We start from the raw sequence: 19,469 nt of genomic DNA, 5'->3' as shown, positions 1-19,469 counted from the left end.
TGAGCGACCCAGCCGGTAGCTAGCAATCAGAAGCCGAAGTGGCGGAATTGGCAGACGCGCCGGATTCAAAATCCGGTGAGGGCAACCTCATGTGGGTTCGAGTCCCACCTTCGGTATCAGTTGGCTTCAACGTCAGCGACAAAATAGCCCGCGAGACAAATGTCTTGCGGGCTTTTTTTGTGCTCCGACCTAACCCCGGCCAAAACGCCAAACCACAACACAAAGCCAAAATCCCACCCGGCCCCCAACAACTTTGCGTCCCTGCGTCTCACCGCGTCTGCGTCAAGTTCTCACAAACTATTCACAAGGTGATATGACTCAGTCGTGCACCTGGTGGCCTGAATCATTGCGATGCTCGGCTGCACTCGCATAAATCCTGTGACGCAGAGACGCGAGAGACGGTGAGACGCAGAGGAACTGGACTCGATCATTCATGCTCGCAACTTCTCTGCGTCAGATTCCTACAAACCGTTCACGACGCGATGGAATCCATCTTTCACTTTGGGTTCTCCAAAGTTGACAACGATCCCGAGTTTCAGATTCATTAACCGGAGATAGGTGAGACACTGAACCGCGAAAATATCGTTGTACTTCGAAGTCGCTTTGCACTCGACGATGACCAAGTCATTAACGACAAGGTCAAGTCGAAGAGGAGTCGATAGCACGCTGCCCTTATATTTAATCGGAACTGCTTGCTGCCGCCTAACCGACAAACCAGCTTGGTTAAGCTCCCAGGCCAGTGCCTCCTCGTAAACTCTCTCCAGCAACCCAGGCCCGCCGAGCGTGCGATGCACTTCGATCGAAGCGTTCAAGATCACCTTGCTGACGTCGTTCTCTTTCATAATTCACCACACAAGTTGAATCGAAACACTGAGGCGATGTAGCAAAATGTTACCCACACCGGTTCTCCTCTGCGTCCTCGCGTCTCACCGCCTCTCCGTCAAGTTCTCACAAACTGTTTACAAGGTAATCAAACCAGTCGTTCCCTTGGCGCTCTGAACGGTTGCTTGGCTCAGATAGCTCGATGCGATGTGGTTGAAGCAAAGACGCGAGAGACAACGAGACGCAGAGAGAGTTGCTTGCGGGCGTCCGCTGATGAGCCAACTCGGGCTGATTGAGCCGTTATGATTCGTGCATGGCGGATCGGATTGCTTTTAGTCGCTGTAGCAACCGCAAGATGTGCCCATTCTCGAACATCGCTGCGAGATGTCCTTCGCAGAATCGGTTGGCACGCACATGGGTGGTGAATAGCCTTCGGATGGTCTGCGCATCCGCCGTATCAATCTTTGACGGCGTCTCGATGAACGTCTTGGCCGTCTCCTGCCACTCCGTCCACCTGCATTGGGGCGACACCCAGTCTTGAAGATCCAGAGCCAGAAGAAATTCCCTCACCTCATCCGTAAACTGGAACCAGGGAAACTGCCCGGGTCTGCCTTTCCATTGGCCAGCAACAAATCCGTCGACTTGAAGTCGCTCGAGAAACGGAAGGATGGCATCAATTTGCTCAGACGTTACGGGAGTCATCTGAAGATTGAAGTCGGTCATCGTTCGTTTCGTTCCTCCATCGATTCGCAAATAGGATTCTGATTGCAGGAAATGACGAACAATCTTGGGAAAAGGGCCTCTTTAAAACAACTGACCTTCTAATTCGTCCAACGGCGACTGAATGCCTGGCCCAATACCCTGACGAGCAAGATGTTCATCAGCGTCTACTTTTTGCTTTTCCAAAGTTCAACGTGCTGAACGTCGTTCGCTGCGTCAGTTCCCTCGGTACTGCGTCCTCTCGCGACGTCCTTTTCGAGCAACCCTAGCAATCGGGCTGCAACGTCGGGTTCGCTCAAGTAGAGATTCTTCGTCTCGCCGATATCCGATGCCAAGTTATACAGTTGGGCCTCTGGGGCGTCAGCAGCGACATTTTTTTCGCGAGGTGCCGTTAACCCACCCGACCCGCGAGCCAGCAAAAGTTTCCAATTACCCTGCCGATAAGCGAAATGGCCGTCGATCGCGTGGTGAACGATTCCCGATCGAGTGGACTGGATCGGCTGACCGTGCAGTGCTGGCAGAAAGCTGACGCTGTCTTCGGCGCAGTCTGTTGGTAACTCAGACTGTAAGATGTCCGCGCACGTGGCCATCAAGTCCCATTGGCCGATCGTTTGTTCCGATCGCGTTGCGGGTGAAACTTGGGCGGGCCATCGGACGACAAAGGGTACGCGGTGGCCGCCTTCCCAAAGATCACCTTTGGAACCACGCAGCGGCCCACTGACATAGTGGCCTTTCTCTTTCAGTTGCTCGATCTTGGCCATTTTGGAACATCCATTGTCCGTGGTGAAAATGACAATCGTGTTCTCCGCCATTGGCGACTGATCGACCGCATCGACAATAGCCCCGACGACTGCGTCCGTTTGCATAACAAAATCACCGTAGCGGCCAACGGCGCTTTTTCCAATCCATTCGGGTGACGGCAAGATTGGAGTATGAGGCGAGTTCAGTGCGATGTAAGCAAAAAAGGGCCGTTGTGTTGTCTGTCGTTTGATGTACTGGACCGCTTTCTGCTTAAACATTGGAAGGACGTCGACCGCTTCAAAGTCAGGCTCCGCCGGTCCTTCACGCACATATTTCTTGATTGCTGTCGCTTGGCCTACGAAGCGGTCGTTTTCGATGTAAATGAACGGTGTCATGTCGAGCGAGGCCGAAATGCCGTAGAAATAGTCGAATCCCCGCGCCGTGGGACCGTTCTTGATCGTGCCTTCCCAATCGATGTTCTTAGGGCTGTGACCTTTCCCTGGGGCTTTGCCATCGGTCGTTGGAATATCCATTCCGATATGCCACTTACCGATCGCCGCAGTGCCATAGCCCTGGTCTTTTAGATACCCCGCGACCGTCAATCGATTGGAATCGATCAGTGGTGGACTGTAGCCGTACAACACGAAACGCTGCAGTTCGGTCCGCCAATTGTAACGCCCGGTCAGGATGCTGTACCGAGTTGGCGTGCAAACCGAAGACGATGTATGTGCGTCGGTAAACAGCATGCCTTGCGAAGCTAAGCGATCGATTGCCGGAGTGGGAACCTTGCACCGATCAGGATTCATCGCCGACACCTCGCCGTATCCCATATCGTCCGCGAGGATGAACACGATATTCGGCCGGCTAGCGGGAGTTGCTTCCGCGTTGGCGGTAATCGCGTCTGAACTCAGTGCGACTAGAAGAAGGCCCAACAGGGCCGTGAACGCATATTTCATCTTGCAACCTGACTTATGTAAAGCCGATCAATGGGTTCCTGGCAAATAGTGCTCCGGCTGGCCAACACCACCTACAGAGCCAATCAAGCCCGTATCAACATCACGAACACCACTTGTGTTTCAATCGACCGGTGGGCAGATGGTAGTTGGGCCAGAACTCAAGATAGCGGATTAGCAACGAAAGAGGAGCTTCGTTCCGCTGACACTTTTAGCGGTAGAGCGTGGCACCACTGGTATCTTTGAGGTGATACCGAACGGTGAACGCCGAACCGCTAATTCAAGTGTCGACAAAGGTAAGACAGGCTAGGCGAAATATAACGCTGTTTTGCTGAACCTACCGATGCAGGAAAACTTCGCGTTCTTGTACTAAGAACCTGGCTTTTCTTCATCGGGTGTCACGTATCCGTCTTCCCATGTCTTCTCCATTTCCTTCGCGCTCTCAACTAGCTCGGGATGTTCTTCCAAGTACGCATCAAGCTCATCCTTGGAGGCGTTCACGCCCGCACTGTCGTCTGAACAACCGGTCATTGTCGTCACGAAAGCCAAGGACATGCATGCCGCAAACGCAAAAGATTGAAAGATGTTCCGTTTCACAATATCGATCCTAAAAGCAAAATAGAAAGGTTTCCCGGTACGAAATGTCAGAAACAACCCGCACCGACGCAAAAACGGTGTCAGCTCGATTGCTGACACCGTATCATGATCTGTCGACCCACTCCAAGCGTTCAAAGATGCCTGTCGCCGATCCAAAATGACGGACTGACAACAGGCTTACGCGGAGAGCAAGAATCGGTTTAGAACTCCGAGTCGATGACTTCTTTGGAGGCTCGAGTGCCTAGAGCACCCCACAACCCATAGGGGCTCTTGGACCCAGGTGGCTGTGCCGTCGCTACTAGCGACTGAAGCGCCACTCTGGTCGTTGACTGGTTACCAGCTTCGATTGAATCAGTAATGAACTTGATCGCCCCGTCGCCCATTGGTACATGGACACCGCCTTGATGGCGACTGCTGGGAGGTGCGATGGCAGCCGCATCGTGATTGTTGAATGGTAATTGTTCATCGCCAAGCCAAGCTGCTTGAAGTTGTTGCTGCAGCTCATTCGCCTAGCAGCTTCGCGGGCGGACTGTACCGCAGGTAGTAGCAGTCCAACTAAGACACCAATAATCGCGATGACCACCAGCAACTCGACGAGAGTAAAGCCACTGCGTTGTCGGGTAGGGAAGTTCTTAACGAACTTTATGAAAGCCTCAAAACGGATTAGAGAACAAAAGCGGAGCAGTCAGCCAACTCTTCGCACGCTGTGATCAATGAGCAAAGCAAGCCGAATCTAATGCTAAAGTCCAATAATCTTCGGGCTATTTTGGAAGCCTCTCTAAACACGCGGGCATCGCAATTGGAGTTTCGATCCGCCTTATCGAAACGTTGTTCCGGTGATCTACCGAAGCCTTTTCTAAAAGGCGAACATGCACACCGATTCCTAGCGTCGCTACGTTTACCGCTACGTTTACCGCTACGTTTACCGCTACGGTCGCTGACCAGGTTGCCAGGTTGAAAAGTCGGCGGTGGGCGCGATGTCAATCATGAATGCGTCGGGATTCACAAGGATATAAAGGAGCGCCAATACCGCTGGTAGAACGAGCAGTACCAACATCCCGACGACTAGGTTGAATACGAACGCTTTTTCTTCACGGAACGACTCATCGAGACGCCTCGAAGCCATTTGCAGTTCGAGGTTTCGTCGCGATAATCCGCCCATGCCTTGCTTGGGTGGAGGGCGTTTGATTTCTGATTCGACTGCGTTCGGGTTGGCAATGAGAGCGGTGAACATGGCGTCGGCCTCCGATTGGTTCTGAGGGCAGCGCGGGCTACTTCCTTTCCGTCCATCCGTTGACCGGCAGAATGCGTTTGTCGCTGCCCGCTAAGTCAATTAAGTACTCATGCAATAGACAGGCCAAACAGCAAAAAGTGGCTAATTTGCGAGAAAATGGCAGTAAAACCGCGTGCACTGCCTTGAAAACGTCTCAGAAAGTTTCCAGGCGGCGACAACCGAGGTTGACGCCGCCAACTAGAACTCCCATGCCAAAAATGCCTGCGGCAACTCAAAACCACCTTGAAAAATAGTCGCGATTTCCAGGTCAACGGAGTGGTTACTGTTTTGGTATAGACCAGAAACTGGCCAACGAATGGACCTAGGGTGTGACGGCCGTCAAATGCCGATCAGCCAACCGGATGTCCCCATCGGTCTGCGTAGATCAAGTGCTCTCGTTCGGTGACGCCGTTCAGCGAGGCTTTTGGCGACAGCCCTTCGATCGTGTTGATTCGATCTTCTTCGCTGCTGAACTCCATCGGACGTCGAGACTGCAGTTCGTTCAGAGAGCTTATCCGGTGGCTCTCCATGAATTGAGTGAGCCCGTCGAGCATCGTGCGGATGATATCCGGACCTTGACGGTAGATGGCCGAAACAACCATCGTCGCGTCCGCTCCCGCAAGCAACGTCTTGATCACGTCTTCGGGACGTCCGATGCCTCCGTTGCCAACCAGGGGCATTGCCGGACAATGACCGTAAACACTCATCAACGCTCGCAAGGTCGGCGAAAGCACCCCGGGCGGCGATACGCCCCATTTGCACTGCAGCTTCAGACTGTCGAGGGCGATATCGATTTCTGGATCGCGTGCATAAAGAATCAGCCCCTGCACACCGGAAGACAACCGTCGTGCCAGGTGACTGACGGCGGTGTATTCCCGGTGTAATTTCAAAAACAGCGGGACCGAGATCGATGAGCGAATCGTTTTGACCAGTTCCACGACCTGGTCTTCCAGTTGTCTCGGTTCGTCATAATCGTTGTCGGGTCGATGATGCACGTTCAATTCAATCGCATCGGCTCCCGTTTCTTGAAGTTCCCCGGCGAAATCCAACCACTCGCCATCGGTTCCACCGTGCAGGCTGGCGATAACAGGAATGTTGGATCGCACACTGGCACAGTTCAGAATCGACAGATACGTCTCAACGTTGGGAACGAGTGCCTCGCGTGTCATTTTCGTCATGCGATCCAGCATCTTTTGCTCTCGCCGGCTCACGGTCCCGCCATGACGAATCCGCCACGCGATCACATGTTCTTCGAACAACGAAGGCAAAACGACTGCGCCCGCCCCTACTCTTTCCAAAGCAATTCGGTTCTGCGGGTTGGCCGACAATGGACAGGAGCCAACGATGATCGGTGATCGAAGCTGCAGACCGCCAAAGTTGGTCGATAGATCCAAAGTCATGAGAACCTTTCCATTTTGGAGAAAGAAGCGAGTCAAACGTAATGGACGAGGTTACGAGTCCCGTGTACCTGAGTGGTCTCGGACGGCTGGACTCGTTGCCTCGTCGACTACGGCTTTTTTGAGGGATTGCCGACGCTCGCACCGCCAATGCAATGCAGGCACACGGTCGATTTACGCGATCACGTCATACTCCGAAGTAGCGGTCCAGCTTGAAGCGGAATCATGCATCTCGCTTCTAACGGGAGAGACGAAACTTTCGGGTTTGATTGCCAACACAGAGCACTTCACCTCGGACAACACCGATTCAGCTGTGTTACCGATTAGAAACCCCGACACGCCCGTCCGGCACTGCGTTCCCATGACCAGCAAATCGGCTTTCAAATGGTCGACAACCTCACGAATTATGTTGACGGCGTTTCCCTGATAAACGTGGCGACGAAGCTTCGGATGCTGCGACTTAATCCCGTTCAAGACGTTGTCCAAACGCTGGCAGACGGCTGCTTTGTGTTCCCCGAGCATCCCGTCGATGATGTCGTCACCCAATTTCATACGGAGCGGACTTTCCATCCATACGTCCCAGGCACTGACGACGTGCAAGGCTGCCGCTTCTCGGCTCGCAATCAGGTTGGCGTAGTGGAGGATACGTCGATTGAGTTCGCCAGTGATCTTGTCGTCCGTCGACGCGTCCACCGCAGCGACGATGCATCTAAACGAACTATCGACGTTGGGTTTTAGTAGCCACACCGGGCACGGACACAGCCTAACCAAGGACTGCGACACGCTCCCAAAGAGACGATCGACCAAGCCGAAGCCTTCAGCGGTTTTGATCAGCAGATCGTGTTCCCCCAGCACGACTTGCCGGACGGTTTCATAAGCGGGATCACCGACGACAACGACGGCGTCGAGCTTGACACCAGAGTCGCTATATTCGCTGGCGATATCAAGCAGTTGGCGGCGGCGATCATTTGCAATCGCTCGTTGCAGTTCTTCGATCTCCATGACCGCATTGGCCAACCCCAACATCGACGGCAACGGCTTGACGACGTTCATCAACGTCAAACTCGCTTGGTTCTCCAATGCGAGTTCAACGGCCCGGCAGCGAGTGGATTCATCCGCGGCTGGATCGGTGTACAGCAAGATGTGCTTAAAAGACGGCATGACAGACGCTCCTGGTAGGATTACGAATGCGAGGTGTCGCTTGCGAATCGATTGGTGCAAACATTGGTCCGTTGGGGATCTATTTCCCTAGCCGAAATCGTATTAAGACCAAGATTCGCGAGACGCATCGATAAGAAGGCGATTGGTTAACGGAGCAGTTGATGATCTCGGTGAAGCTTTCTACATCCGAAAATGCGTCAACCTGGGTTGTCGGTGGCAACGCCGTCTGTCGTCGTCAAATGGCGAAAATCGTCCAATTGTCGTAAATCCAGTCTGCCCCAGCCAAAGCCCATGCTTTGGCCCAATGGTTGCATTATCAGCACCACGGTAGTGGATGAGGCCACGAATCCTTAGCTTTTACCGCGGAGGGGATCTTCACGGAGGGACTCGTTGCAGGAAAGGACTCGTTACCTCGTCCACTACCTAAGTTGCCGTGAGCTTCGTTGGCGGATCCCCGGTTATCGTTGGTGAAGCGTGTGGCATGCGGTTTCCCTATTCCCTTTGGAGAGTATCTCAATGAAAGTTTCAGTCACCTCGTCGATCGAAAAACTGAGCTCATCTTCGCGTGCTGCGATCGAGTCGCTGATGTCCAGCTCTCTGGCGAGGTTCAATCCCCGAATTGGACAAGTGTCGGTTATGGTTGTCGACGAGAACGGTCCCAAAGGCGGCATCGACAAACTATGCCGTATCAACGTTCTGATGCCGGGCCTGGGCACGATCACGACGACGGCTCGTCACGAAAAGTTGATGGCCGCCGTCAGTGACGCGGCACGTCGCGCTCGCCGGATTGTCGTGACGAAACTGAAACGCCCGAATTCGCTACGACTACGGCAGCGAACCAAGGGCAGAACACTGATCGAAGACTTGCCGATTGCTTAAAGGCTAAGGGTCAGAGAGTTTCTGGCTCAGGGGCTATCCCTGAGCCAAAAATCCTTCGCACCACAGCGTTGTTGCGTATGCCTAGACGCCCCAAAGCCATCCCAGGGGAAAGATGGCTAAATGTCACGGCCTAAGATCTGCTTAACCTAAAATCGATGCCTCGAGCCTGCGTCTTCCGAAGCCAATCGGGCAGCATCGGTATCGTCGCCAGTGGTGTCCATTGCGAAAACAGCATCGAAGAGTGGCTGTGTTCGCTGACCGCCAGCAATCGTCAGATGGTGCCGGTCCCGATACATGACCTCCCCGTCAATGATCCACTGCCATTGATTTCGGCGCACAAAAAATGGAGACGGATCGACGATGCACGTTTGGTCAGACTGGACTTCGTCAAAGAGAAGATTCGTCGGTAAGTTCACTCGAAGATGCGATAGATGATCCAGTTCTTGAAGCTTGGGACGTCCGTTAAACAAGGTCGAATAGGCCAATTCGCGTGGTACGTCGACATCGTTGATGGCCACATCTCGAACCAGAACGCACCGCGCGCCAGTCGCTTCGATTTGATCAATCGTTTTCCGTAAGCACGCGCCGAACGTGGGCCTGTTTTGATGGCCAGACCACTTCGCAGCCATGATCACGTAGTCGAACGATTGACTGCGAATGTGCTCGATCACCATGCGGCTCTGTGCCGGGGAACGTTCATCCAGCCCCCAAACGGAATATCCAGCGAAGTCCAGCAACGGTGGCGTCGATGAATAGGTGATTTGAGAGCAGGTAATCCCTCGGGATTTGCATGCCGCCGACACACCTGGAGCAATCGCCATCGCGTGTGAGTCGCCCCATAGCAAACAACGAACTTCCCCATCGGAAGCTCCAATCGACGGAATCGATTCGACTCCGTTTTTGACCAAGTCGACTTGAAACTCATACGCATTGCTATCGGTTGCCGCTGCAAAACGTACAACATCGGAAGGCAGTCGTTGAGGCAAACCATTGGAGAAGGTCACCACCGAACTGAATGCAATCAAGCAAACCCAGGCGCAACTTGCCGATAAAATGGGTTGCTGGAAAACAGGAAACGAAGTCCGTTTGCGAAACGGTTGCTCGATCCAAAGGTAGCTGAGTTGGCCTAAGCCTAGGGAAAGCCCCAGCAAAGTAAAACGAGTCATTAGCGACAGAGAATCGCCCCAACGAACATGTGCGAACACGATCAACGGCCAATGCCACAAGTAGACCGAATACGAAATCTTGCCCAGATGCACGAGACTGGCACGGCTTAGTACGCGAGACATCACGGTCTCGCCAGACCGCCCGGACACAATCAATGCCACCGCACCGGTGCATGGCAGTAATGCAAAGAATCCGGGAAAGGGCGTGTCCGAATGAAACCCAAAGGCTGCGACGAGGATGCAAACGGCACCGAAGCCACCGACGATGTTTGCAATCGAAGTGGCTGCAAAGTCTCGGCGGCAATGCAGTGCCAACAAGCATCCCGCAAGCAATTCCCAGGCCCGGGAAGGAAGCAGGTAGAACGCGGCAGTTGGGTGGCTGGCTACGTTATAAAAGCTCAATCCAAACGAGCCAACAAACGCGGCCCAAAGAAGAACGCTCATCCAGCGTTTGGCCCATCGGAACACGAATAGCAACGCGACGGGGTAGATCAAATAGAACTGTTCTTCAACGGCAAGCGACCAAGTATGCAGCATGGGCTGCCCATCCGCCTTAGGGCCGAAGTAATCGAGTGCACCGTAGAAGTGACCGTTGGCGTTCATGCATAAGTGAGCCGTCACCGATCTGGATAGATCGTAGTAATCAGACGGGATCAACCAGTAGTAACCGATCGCTAGAACAGCGGCGGTCATCACCGCCGCGGCAGGCACAATCCGGTGGATTCGTCGAACCCAAAACTCTTTCAAGGAGAAGGTGCCGTCTTGCAATTGCGGTCGGATGATCTGAGTGATCAGGTATCCTGAGATCACAAAGAAGACATCCACTCCTATGAACCCGCCTGACACCCCAATCTGCAGGTGAAATAGAACAACCATCAGAACCGCGACGGCACGCAAGCCATCGATGTCAGCTCGATAGGTGGTGGATTGAGTCATGTCGAGGGGAATCAAGGCGCAAAACCAGTATCAGATCTCTCGACAAGCGAGCGATCCCCCGCCTGCTGGAGGGGCAATGCCAGGACTGTCTAAAACAACACCGCCTGGCAACAACCCCAGTTCCTTTCAAAGCAGTGGATCAGGCTACGAATCCTTTGCGTGGGCGCAGTATGGACGCGTTGCCTCGTCTACTACCAGCTATTCCGGTTTTCGGTTGTGCAGTTCCCAGTCTTGCAGCAACGCTTCGGCTTGCTGGTCTTCGAAGTCGTGAAGGTCCAAGGAGGTTGGGAGCTTGCTTGGGGGCAACGCCGAAACCGTCATGGCTTGTTCCAGCGGATCCAAACCCAACGCGACCTGCATTTGCGCCAGTGCTGCAAACCAGTTTTGCTGCGCCTCGATCAACTTGATCTCGGTCTCGTTGGCTTTTGTTTCCAACAAGTTCAAATAGATCAGGTCAATCTTTCCCCGTTCGAAAGCGAAACGATATCGATCGAGCGTATCGTTCACGGCCCGCAGCGACACCTCGGATTGCTCGACGATTTGACCGGCCAGGGTCAGTGCGTTGTAGGCTGTGCGAAGTTCCACACCGATCTTGTCGCGCACCAATCGCAGCTTTTCATTCGTTTGGGCGATCTTTGCCGTCGTTGACTGAACCTTGCCGCGAGCCTTCCGTCGCTGGATCGGCACCTCGCTGGTGAACCCAATCACCAGTTCGAATTCACCCTTGTCATCCGACTTGGTTGCCGGTTCGCCCATGTCCTGGGACGCCTCGGCGATGAAGTCGAAACGCGGCAGCATTTCGTTGCACGCCAATTGCCGATCGAGTTGGATCCCACGGATTTGGAATTCCAACAACTGCGGCTCCGGACGACGCGACAACGCGGCGGCTAGATCCGCTTCAAAATCGCTAGGCGGCGGTGGCTGGATAGTTGGGAAGCGTCGCGGGCCCCATTCGTCATCGGGGACAATCGGCCGGCCCAGTTCGTCGCGCAGATAGAGCCCCAACTTGAAGGTCGTTTCACGGTACTTACGTTCCGTTTCGAGAACCTTCGTCGAACGCTCAGCGATCAATTGCTCGTTCAAGATCAAATCGATCTCCGCAAACTTGCCGGCCTTCACGCCAACCTCGTATTGCTCGCCACGCTTTTCCGCCAGAACCAGCAACTCCCGCTGCGCCGCCAGTGCCGAGCCGGCAGCCACCCATTGCCAATAGTTGGTCGTCGCGTCGAGCGAGACTTCCAACAGAGCTTGCTGGACTTGCGGACCAACGGCTTGTCGAGCGAGTCGAGCTTGAAAGACGGCTACCCGTTGCGGATCAATCGCTCGTCCTTGCAACAATGGTTGGATGATCGACGTTTTGAATTCACCCGCGTCGTCGGTTTGGCGTTCCTTGTACCACGGTTGGTAGTAGCCGCGACCGATGCGATATCCGGCTTCGACGTACCCGCCCCACCATGTTTGGCGGGCCAGCTTCAATCCGTTGCGATAGTTCTCGTAGTAGCCGGTGGGTTCGGACAATGAGTAGGCACTGAACTTCGTATCGTAGGCTCCGCTGGCCGACAACAATTCGCCGCTGGCCAAGCCGGATTCTTGCCGAGCCTGCAAAATTTCGGGGTACGATCGATAAACACTCGCGATCACGTCGGCAAGAAGCAGAGCATCGTCCGGGTAAGCTTCATTGACGGAGCCATCGTCGTTGGTCGGCGTCGCTGACGACGTTGATCCATCGCGTGAAGCGGAACCGGCAGCAATCGTTTCGGGCCGCGAAGTTTCGCCGTTGGAAGTGCTAAGCCCAGATTGCAAGCCAGGATTAGCTTCGTCGCCTAGCTCGCTAAATCCATCTGACGTTGCCGGAGCGGTCTCCGGCGGCAAATCGTCTTGAGTGATCATCAAGAATTGCGAAAACGACATTGACGCTGCATCTTGATCACCTGTTAGCGGTGAATCTTCCGCTATCGACAAACTGGGCGATGCCAATGCGATTGCGATAAGCGACGTAAGCAACCGTCTCTTATTTCCACGTGTCATACGATCCTTGTTTGACGCGAAGCTTATGCTTTGGGCAATTTCACCTTCGTAGCCTTGTCCTTGGACTGGCCAGGTTCTTGTTCGGCCACCACCGGCGGGAATCCATTCAATTGACGCCATATCTCTTGGCCTAGCGGAACTTGTTTCAATAGCACCCAACCATTCGCACGGACGCCTTGCCTTAGGTATCGGTCATCTGGCCAACCATTCTCCCGATTAAAATGATTCTCCGGGGTCACCAGGACGCGAAAATTGCCTCTTCCATCATCAGTTGGGAAAACTCGGTTGACTTTACCGCCAAAAGTGCCGACGGCGACCGATGGCCAGCCAACGAACTGAACGGCTGGCCAGCCTTCAAACTGCAAGCGGACGCGAGCCCCCTCTTGGATCAGCGGCATGTCGTTCCCGCTCACCTTCATCTCCACCGCCAAGTCATCGGTGTCGGGCACGATCACGAACAGCTGGTCGCCTTCCTTGATGATGTCACTGCCTTCGACACCGAACCATTCCTGAATGCGACCGGATCGAGGTGCACGGATTTCCAAGCGGTCTAACTCGCCACGCTTATTCCGCAGGTCCAAGATTTCTTTTTCAATTGTGTTGATCTTCTGCATCGCCTCGAGCACTTTTTGCTCGGCGGTGCGGTTCTTGATCGCGATGTCCTGAAGCTTCGCCTCAATCTCCTCCTCTTTCGAAATTAGCGACGCGGATAATTCATGCACCGCGTTTTGAGCCTTCTGGACCTTCGCGACTTGAGACTCCACCGCCTGGCGTTTACTGAACAATTCTTCGCGAGAAACCAACCCTCGTTCGGCAACGTCCTCAGCAACCCTCAACTGGTTTTGCTTGTCTTGCAATTCAGCGGTCAACGAGGTTACCTCGTTGCGTGCCTGCTCCCATTTTTGCTTAGCGGCCTCAAGATCCTGTTTCAATGATTCCGTCAGGCTCTTACCACCGCTTTCTTGCAAAAGAACAGCTTGTTTGGCGACTTCCAATCCCGACCAGGCTGCCGCCTCTTTCGACTCCATCGCAATGATTTGAGTGTCAATTTGCGAGACACCGTCAACGGAGAACGGAGACAACCGCAACAACAGCTCGCCTTGTTCGACATAGCTGCCTTCGCGAAGCCCAGCCTTGACGTACTCGACGACCCCCTTCGATGGGCTGCGAACCGGTTGAGGACGTTCTTGCGGATCGATCGCAACGACCGTTCCGATTCCGCTGGCCGTTTGTTGCCAAGGCACGAACAACATCGCGATGGTCGACAAGATCAACCCCAGCAGGGTCAGCTTGCCGACGAATCGAATCCAGTTCCCTGTGCGGACGAGTTGCATGGAAGCAAAGTCGTCCGATGATGCAAAGGTTTGGATCATAGGTGAGCTTTCGTTTGAAACGATGATTGATCGAGAGAGAAAGATTCGAGAGGAATGTAGAGTTCGGCGTTAGGACAAGCGAGCAACTCGTCGTCACTATTGACGCAAGTAAAGAGTCTGGTCGCATCGCTCCGCTACATCGGAACGGTTGGTAAAAACCAGCAGCGTCCAGTCCGCGTCGCTACCCGCCAGATGCGTCCACAACGTATCGCGAGTGGACTCGTCCAGACCGTCAAATAGGCCATTGATGACCAACAACTTCGGACGAATCGCCAACGCTCGGGCGATCACCAGACGCACGACCTGTTCGTCTGACAGCGGATAGCCGCCGGTTTGCATGGGCGTTTGCAAGCCGTTGGGAAGTTGCTCGATCGCTGCGGTAAGCCCCACTTGGGAAACCACTTCTCGCACGCGATGCTGACCAATTCCACGACGCCCCAGGTCAATGTTCTCGCGAACGGTTCCGTGGAAGACGTCGCAGGCTCCCGCATAGGCCACCAACTTGCCCTGTCCCGACGTCGAAGCCTGTGCGGCCTCGATTCCCGACACCTGAATCAAGCCCTCTTGAGGTTCGGTTAAGCCGGCGATCGACCGAGCCAATTGCGACCGACCGCTGATGTCGTCGCCCGTAATCGCAATCCGCTGCCCCGGTTTGATATCGGCGGCGGGGACTTTCGATGTCCAACCGGTACCGCGGAAACTCAAGTTCGACCAAGTCACGCTCGCAGGCCCATCTTCCACGACCCCAATTTCGATCTTCTGATCCGCAGGGATGTCGATCAGGTAGCCGACCTTGTCGACCCCCGCCATCAAGTCATAGAACTTTTCGAGCGACTTGCCGGCCTTCGCAAACGCACCGACGACAACGGTGACGATCAACTCGCTGGCGACCAATTGGCCCAGCGTTAACGCACCTCCGATAACCAGCCAGCCTCCCAAAGCTAAAACAGCAGTCGATGCGAGCACTTGAACGGCCATGGCGAAGACGACCTGTCGAATAACAACACGAAATTGTCTTTGGCGGGCGGCGATATAGTCGGCGGTTAACCGGTCGGTGCGCTGGATCGCCAGCACCTCGCCTCCACTGGTCTTGAACACGGAGGGCTGCGCGATGACGTCTTGCAACCAGTGAGCGACCCGGTATTTGGCAATCGACTCATCGACCGCTGACCCGATACCGTTGCGACCGAGCACCCAAATGATCGAGACCATTGCCAAGACCAGAACGATGTCAAAGCCCAACAGAAACGGGTGATAAAACGCCAGTACGATCATCCCCAAAACCGTGGTTAACACGATCGACACGCCATCGAGCAACAGGACCGCGGTCGCCTTTTGGATCGTCATGATGTCGAAAAAGCGGTTTGCCAACTCGCGGGGAAATTGGCCTTCCAGGTGAGCTTGGTTGGCTCGCGGGAATCGGTGAGCGAGGTCGCTGGCAATGCGGACAAATTGCCGACGCTGGATCATTTCGACCACCACGGTCTGCAACACTCGCAAGATGCCCGCAATACTAAGACAGGTCAGCAGCATCAGCCCCAGGATGATCAACGGCTGGAATTGGGTCCCCCAGCTCACCACGTTAACCAACGACTCCACCGCCAACGGCGTTGCCAGGGTTAAGACGCCGGCGACCAACGCAAACAAAACCACCATTCCCACGTCACCACGATCTAGCGACAACAGCCCCATGAATCGACGAAGCGGGGTGGGGTGCGCGTGGTCGCCCCCATGACCATGCGAGCTGGCCGAAATCGATTCGCATTCAAATTGCTTGCGGGCGATCAACATTCGGGGTTGAGGCGACGAGGTAAACAGCTTGCCCAACTGCCGACGGCTGATCACTTTAGAATTCACGCGCTCGCTGGTCGTGAACATCTCAACAGATCGCCAATTGGCCTTCTCTAGAACCCGCAAGGTTCCATCGGGATACGCCAACACGATCGGGTGCGCTTCGCTTAAGAAACCGAAAGCTTCCTTTCCGGATTCCAAGCGAGTTTCGTCGAGCACGATGCCGGCCTGAGTCGCACTGTTTTGCAGCACCCACAGCGTATCCTCGCCCGCTGGCATGGATTCGTTGGACAGCACGTCGGCGAGATCGATCGGAACGTCGAGGCTTTGTCCGACGCGAGTCAGTGCCCTCAGTACCGATTGATCGTCCGGTGCAACCACGTCTGAATGTTGAGATAAGGCCATGCGAGACAAGCAACAGGTTTCGAATAGGAACAAAGATGGGCGGGTTATCTTCCGTTGGGCGTCGCAACGAGGATGACTGTTATATTTGCAGCGCCAAGTGGATCGATGCCAATTCGGACAAGGTGGTACTAAATCACGTTCCCTGCCAGCAACGGGGCTCATCGCCCCACGGGTTTTGCAAGCGAATCAGCCCCGGCCGTTCGGCGAGTGGCACAAGGTTCCCGTTTGCACGAGAACAGAGGGCTTACCTCCGTCCCCAAAAGTTCTATTTGCGGAACGTCGATAGCCCTCAATTGCTAACTTCGGCTCCTGGTGCTTTTGGATTTAGCCGTATTGGGCGACGGTTTGAGTCCACTCGCTCAGCTTATGACCAACGCGAATATGTCCTGGTCCGCCGCCCGGTGACTTACCTGAGCAACACGCCTGTGAACTTTCCGCCGCTGTCAAATTAGGTAGCGCAACATTCCGCTTCTCTCGCTGGCATAACCAATGAAGTTGACGGACTGGACTGCAACCGGATCCACGATCCGTCTTCTTGGTAGCGGTAAGATTGATCACCCTCGATCGCGATCAAGTGCATCCATCCGTTTTGCAATCGGTCACGTACCGCCGCATGTTTTTGGATCACGAGGTCAATCGCTTTTCGTGGTGCGACGATCACCGTTTGCAAACGCAGGGGAAAGTGTTGCAACTGGTCGCCAAAGCGAAGCGATTGGTCCGGCAAACCCGACCGCAGATCGCCACCGTTGCCCGACAGAACGCCGAACCGTCCGACGACATTATGCACGGTCTTATTCCCGCTGCCGAAATGCCCCGGATCTACCGCCGAAGCGTAGTACTGCATGTTGATCCAGTGAGCGACCACCATCGGCGCCGTCATGATTGATTCCAATACAGCCCCGTCGGGATCTTTGGAACAATGGTAGTTGTGCAGGAAAGCTCGGCCGTCCAAATTTGCCGGTTTCGTCAACGAACGAGGCCCGATGATCATGGCCGCGTTTCCCGCCAATCCCCATTCTGGTCGCGTTTGTGACCAATCGGTCGCTCGGGACATCACCGATGCGGTCGAGGACGCCGCGACAGTCGGCATGCGTTCTAAACGAGTCGACTCGCTGGCGACCATGATGATGCTTTGTAGCTGAACGACCTGAGCTTGATGCGACGGCGGCACGGACTGCAAATCGAACCAACTGATCTCGTCCGTGGTCGTATTGTGCCAGCCCGCCATGAAGTGGGTTTTAGCGGGGATGGAAATCCCATGGTCAACTAGCTGCGTTCGCACACCACAGTCGTTTAAAAGTGTTGCTGCCAAGCGGGCATTCGGTGCACCCGAATGACCACCGCAGGCACCGCAATCCAGACCGGCTGACAACGGATTGTTTTCCGTCTGACTACCGTGGCCGCAAAACGCGACCAAAGACGCAAAGTTGTCGGTAAGCCCCATTCCCTTCAACAGGCCTGCCGCAAATTCAGCTTGTTGTTGCAACGTCACATGCTGGTTTTGCAACTCAGTCAAACTCAACTCCACGGCTTTTTCGCCACCTGATTTGAGTCCGTCTAAATTGGGCTGTGCCGCTTTGATACTTTTCCCACGCAGGCGTGAGGCAAGTTCCACACCATCGAACAACCCAAGTGTTTCGACGAAAGAAAAACAACCAACAGCGGATGACTGAAACCCTTTCCAAAGCTTTCGCCAAGTTCGCAGCGTTCGGCGTTTTTCAATAGCCTGTGTTTGTGCGTGCCCACACTCATCAATGCATCCGGCTAGCTTTTCTATTAGCTGAAACTTTGACTTCAACAGCACCGGTGCGTGCACATCCCCGGACTCCTGCCCTAGCGGCACGTATTCGAAAGGCAGCCCGAAGAAGCCAGCGAATCCAAGCGTCTCGACTTGGTCAGAACTGGCCTCGATATGACGTCGCATTCGTTCCGATCGCACATCGATGCAAAACGCAATCTGGGCGAGCTTTGCTGGCTTCGATTCGTGCTCGACCGCTTCCACACCATCAATCGAATCTTCATCGGTAGTGTTAACCACAAGATCAGCGGCGGTGCACTTCATCGACAACTGCTCGAGTAAGTGTTCTCGAAATGCAATCTCGGTCGCTCGCAATAAAATTTGTCGAATTGCTTTGTGATCGCTGACAGCGGGCGTCACAGAAACGCTGTGATGATGAAGCAATGAACTCCAATCGATATGAAAGTCGAACGCTTCAGAGATCGCAGCGTCGTAGGCGAGTGAAATCGCCAGCAGACCTCGGAAGTCACGAGTGCCTAATTCTTCGTTCTGCATATCCTGATACTTAGTCCAACCACTCCATCCAGGAATCGCGAATGCGTGAGCGAGCAAGTAGGTTTCCCACAACGCTTCCGGAACCCCCAATCGCTGCAGCACATGCAGAATCGTTGCATCGACCGTATGAGGTAGCTTACTAACAAACTTCCGGAATCCGGGCAGACCTAGAGTTTCGACGCTAAGGTCAATTTGAGCCACACTTCGCCAAGCTTGATAGAGCGGTTGATCTTTCCATGGGTTTGCCCAAGCGGAATCGTCTTGCTGGTAGTACGACGCACAGTGCTTACCGATCTCATTTCGAACCACCTCGGACCAGTCCATATCGCTGTGAGCGGACAGGTTGGCTGCAACAGTAGAAATTTTTGGCAAGTCAGAAGGCAAACGAGCATGCCCACCGGATTCAGATTCCGAGCTGGAAACCAATGCAAGGTTTTCCACGATATGGTCGACATCGGGTGCCCCGTCACCAGAGAAGCCAAGTTCCTTCAGGGCCGCCGCGATATGGCGTCGATGCAAATTCCCTTGACCAAATTCGTTAGCAAAGTGTGACATCGAAGGCAGCAATTCGCAGTTCGAAAAGCTTCGCAAGTAGTCGCGGGATTCAAAGAAGGGACGTTCAGTCAAGCCGGCGTATGGATTCACCGCAATCAAGTCCTTCAGTGGCCAAACCGGCGAGACAACTTCGGTTACTTGGTCGAGCAGTTCTTCGAATTGTCGGTGAACGTGAGGTTCATCATAGGGCCCTGGCATGAACACACTCAGCGGGTTGCCAGTGACGCGAGTATCAGCGGCAGCGATATCAGCCGGGGATGAATCGATCGTCTTCATTGTTTTACTCGGGCAAATTCAGGGTGAATGGATAGGATGGTTTTCTTCGAGCCGACGGAGATCAGGTGGAGGCAATCGAGCGGGTTAGCCGGCGAGCTAGGTG

Annotated in this window: 14 protein-coding genes, 1 tRNA gene and 1 pseudogene; 2 read left to right on the top strand and 14 right to left on the bottom strand. The window is 54.3% G+C overall.

Features of this window, described 5'->3' with window-relative positions:
• The first annotated feature begins 32 nt into the window (after positions 1-32).
• Positions 33-116, top strand: a tRNA-Leu gene (locus ACR3ZL_RS14775).
• A gap of 345 nt (positions 117-461) precedes the next feature.
• Here ACR3ZL_RS14775 and ACR3ZL_RS14770 read toward each other — a convergent pair.
• The 9 genes and pseudogenes from ACR3ZL_RS14770 to ACR3ZL_RS14730 form a co-directional block, all read right to left on the bottom strand.
• Positions 462-842, bottom strand: coding sequence for a GxxExxY protein (locus ACR3ZL_RS14770; RefSeq protein ID WP_473652356.1), 381 nt, complete (start codon positions 840-842; stop codon positions 462-464).
• 280 nt (positions 843-1,122) lie between these two features.
• Positions 1,123-1,545: a DUF6508 domain-containing protein gene (locus tag ACR3ZL_RS14765; RefSeq protein ID WP_473652357.1), complete on the bottom strand. Its 423-nt coding sequence runs from the start codon at positions 1,543-1,545 to the stop codon at positions 1,123-1,125.
• Positions 1,546-1,709: 164 nt separating this feature from the next.
• Positions 1,710-3,239 carry a sulfatase family protein gene (locus ACR3ZL_RS14760; protein ID WP_473652358.1) on the bottom strand — a complete coding sequence of 510 codons (1,530 nt, stop codon included), beginning with the start codon at positions 3,237-3,239 and terminating at the stop codon, positions 1,710-1,712.
• Positions 3,240-3,605: 366 nt separating this feature from the next.
• Positions 3,606-3,833 (bottom strand): hypothetical protein, encoded by a 228-nt coding sequence (locus tag ACR3ZL_RS14755; protein ID WP_486172730.1) that lies wholly within the window; start codon positions 3,831-3,833, stop codon positions 3,606-3,608.
• Between the two features lie 200 nt (positions 3,834-4,033).
• The gene (locus tag ACR3ZL_RS14750) at positions 4,034-4,261 is read right to left on the bottom strand and encodes a DUF1559 family PulG-like putative transporter (protein ID WP_486173587.1); all 228 of its coding nucleotides are present in this window, start codon (positions 4,259-4,261) and stop codon (positions 4,034-4,036) included.
• A pseudogene (locus ACR3ZL_RS14745) lies at positions 4,255-4,479 on the bottom strand (type II secretion system protein); the annotation flags it as partial. The pseudogene ACR3ZL_RS14745 and the gene ACR3ZL_RS14750, both read right to left, overlap by 7 nt.
• Positions 4,480-4,761: 282 nt before the next feature.
• On the bottom strand, positions 4,762-5,067 hold the full coding sequence (locus tag ACR3ZL_RS14740) for a hypothetical protein (RefSeq protein WP_473652360.1): 306 nt from the start codon (positions 5,065-5,067) through the stop codon (positions 4,762-4,764).
• Positions 5,068-5,456: 389 nt separating this feature from the next.
• A complete protein-coding gene (locus ACR3ZL_RS14735) occupies positions 5,457-6,506 on the bottom strand; it encodes a beta/alpha barrel domain-containing protein (protein WP_473652361.1) in 1,050 nt (349 codons plus the stop codon).
• A gap of 171 nt (positions 6,507-6,677) precedes the next feature.
• The gene (locus tag ACR3ZL_RS14730) at positions 6,678-7,664 is read right to left on the bottom strand and encodes a universal stress protein (RefSeq protein ID WP_473652362.1); all 987 of its coding nucleotides are present in this window, start codon (positions 7,662-7,664) and stop codon (positions 6,678-6,680) included.
• A gap of 516 nt (positions 7,665-8,180) precedes the next feature.
• Here ACR3ZL_RS14730 and ACR3ZL_RS14725 point away from each other — a divergent pair.
• Entirely contained in the window at positions 8,181-8,543 is a 363-nt protein-coding gene (locus tag ACR3ZL_RS14725; protein WP_473652363.1) for a hypothetical protein, read from the top strand.
• A 146-nt stretch (positions 8,544-8,689) separates the two neighbouring features.
• Here the strand turns inward: ACR3ZL_RS14725 and ACR3ZL_RS14720 are convergent, their stop codons facing one another.
• The 5 genes from ACR3ZL_RS14720 to ACR3ZL_RS14700 form a co-directional block, all read right to left on the bottom strand.
• Positions 8,690-10,645, bottom strand: a complete 1,956-nt coding sequence (locus ACR3ZL_RS14720) for an acyltransferase family protein (protein ID WP_486172729.1) — start codon at positions 10,643-10,645, stop codon at positions 8,690-8,692.
• A gap of 198 nt (positions 10,646-10,843) precedes the next feature.
• Complete coding sequence (locus ACR3ZL_RS14715; protein WP_473652364.1) at positions 10,844-12,673, bottom strand: TolC family protein; 1,830 nt, start codon at positions 12,671-12,673, stop codon at positions 10,844-10,846.
• Positions 12,674-12,696: 23 nt separating this feature from the next.
• Entirely contained in the window at positions 12,697-14,046 is a 1,350-nt protein-coding gene (locus ACR3ZL_RS14710; protein ID WP_473652365.1) for an HlyD family secretion protein, read from the bottom strand.
• 96 nt (positions 14,047-14,142) lie between these two features.
• Entirely contained in the window at positions 14,143-16,242 is a 2,100-nt protein-coding gene (locus tag ACR3ZL_RS14705; RefSeq protein WP_473652366.1) for a peptidase domain-containing ABC transporter, read from the bottom strand.
• A 448-nt stretch (positions 16,243-16,690) separates the two neighbouring features.
• On the bottom strand, positions 16,691-19,366 hold the full coding sequence (locus tag ACR3ZL_RS14700) for a YbcC family protein (protein ID WP_473652367.1): 2,676 nt from the start codon (positions 19,364-19,366) through the stop codon (positions 16,691-16,693).
• Positions 19,367-19,469 lie beyond the last annotated feature (103 nt).

It is taken from the genome of Rhodopirellula sp. J20-39 (assembly GCF_057365095.1).
Note: the sequence above shows the minus strand (reverse complement) of the source record. Positions and strands in the feature narration are given on the sequence as shown.

Coding starts and splice junctions, on each gene's coding strand:
- ACR3ZL_RS14715 (WP_473652364.1), bottom strand. CDS start 12,673: ATGACACGTGGAAATAAGAGACGGTTGCTTACGTCGCTTATCGCAATC.
- ACR3ZL_RS14720 (WP_486172729.1), bottom strand. CDS start 10,645: ATGACTCAATCCACCACCTATCGAGCTGACATCGATGGCTTGCGTGCC.
- ACR3ZL_RS14760 (WP_473652358.1), bottom strand. CDS start 3,239: ATGAAATATGCGTTCACGGCCCTGTTGGGCCTTCTTCTAGTCGCACTG.
- ACR3ZL_RS14765 (WP_473652357.1), bottom strand. CDS start 1,545: ATGACCGACTTCAATCTTCAGATGACTCCCGTAACGTCTGAGCAAATT.
- ACR3ZL_RS14725 (WP_473652363.1), top strand. CDS start 8,181: ATGAAAGTTTCAGTCACCTCGTCGATCGAAAAACTGAGCTCATCTTCG.
- ACR3ZL_RS14700 (WP_473652367.1), bottom strand. CDS start 19,366: ATGAAGACGATCGATTCATCCCCGGCTGATATCGCTGCCGCTGATACT.
- ACR3ZL_RS14740 (WP_473652360.1), bottom strand. CDS start 5,067: ATGTTCACCGCTCTCATTGCCAACCCGAACGCAGTCGAATCAGAAATC.
- ACR3ZL_RS14770 (WP_473652356.1), bottom strand. CDS start 842: ATGAAAGAGAACGACGTCAGCAAGGTGATCTTGAACGCTTCGATCGAA.
- ACR3ZL_RS14710 (WP_473652365.1), bottom strand. CDS start 14,046: ATGATCCAAACCTTTGCATCATCGGACGACTTTGCTTCCATGCAACTC.
- ACR3ZL_RS14705 (WP_473652366.1), bottom strand. CDS start 16,242: ATGGCCTTATCTCAACATTCAGACGTGGTTGCACCGGACGATCAATCG.
- ACR3ZL_RS14730 (WP_473652362.1), bottom strand. CDS start 7,664: ATGCCGTCTTTTAAGCACATCTTGCTGTACACCGATCCAGCCGCGGAT.
- ACR3ZL_RS14735 (WP_473652361.1), bottom strand. CDS start 6,506: ATGACTTTGGATCTATCGACCAACTTTGGCGGTCTGCAGCTTCGATCA.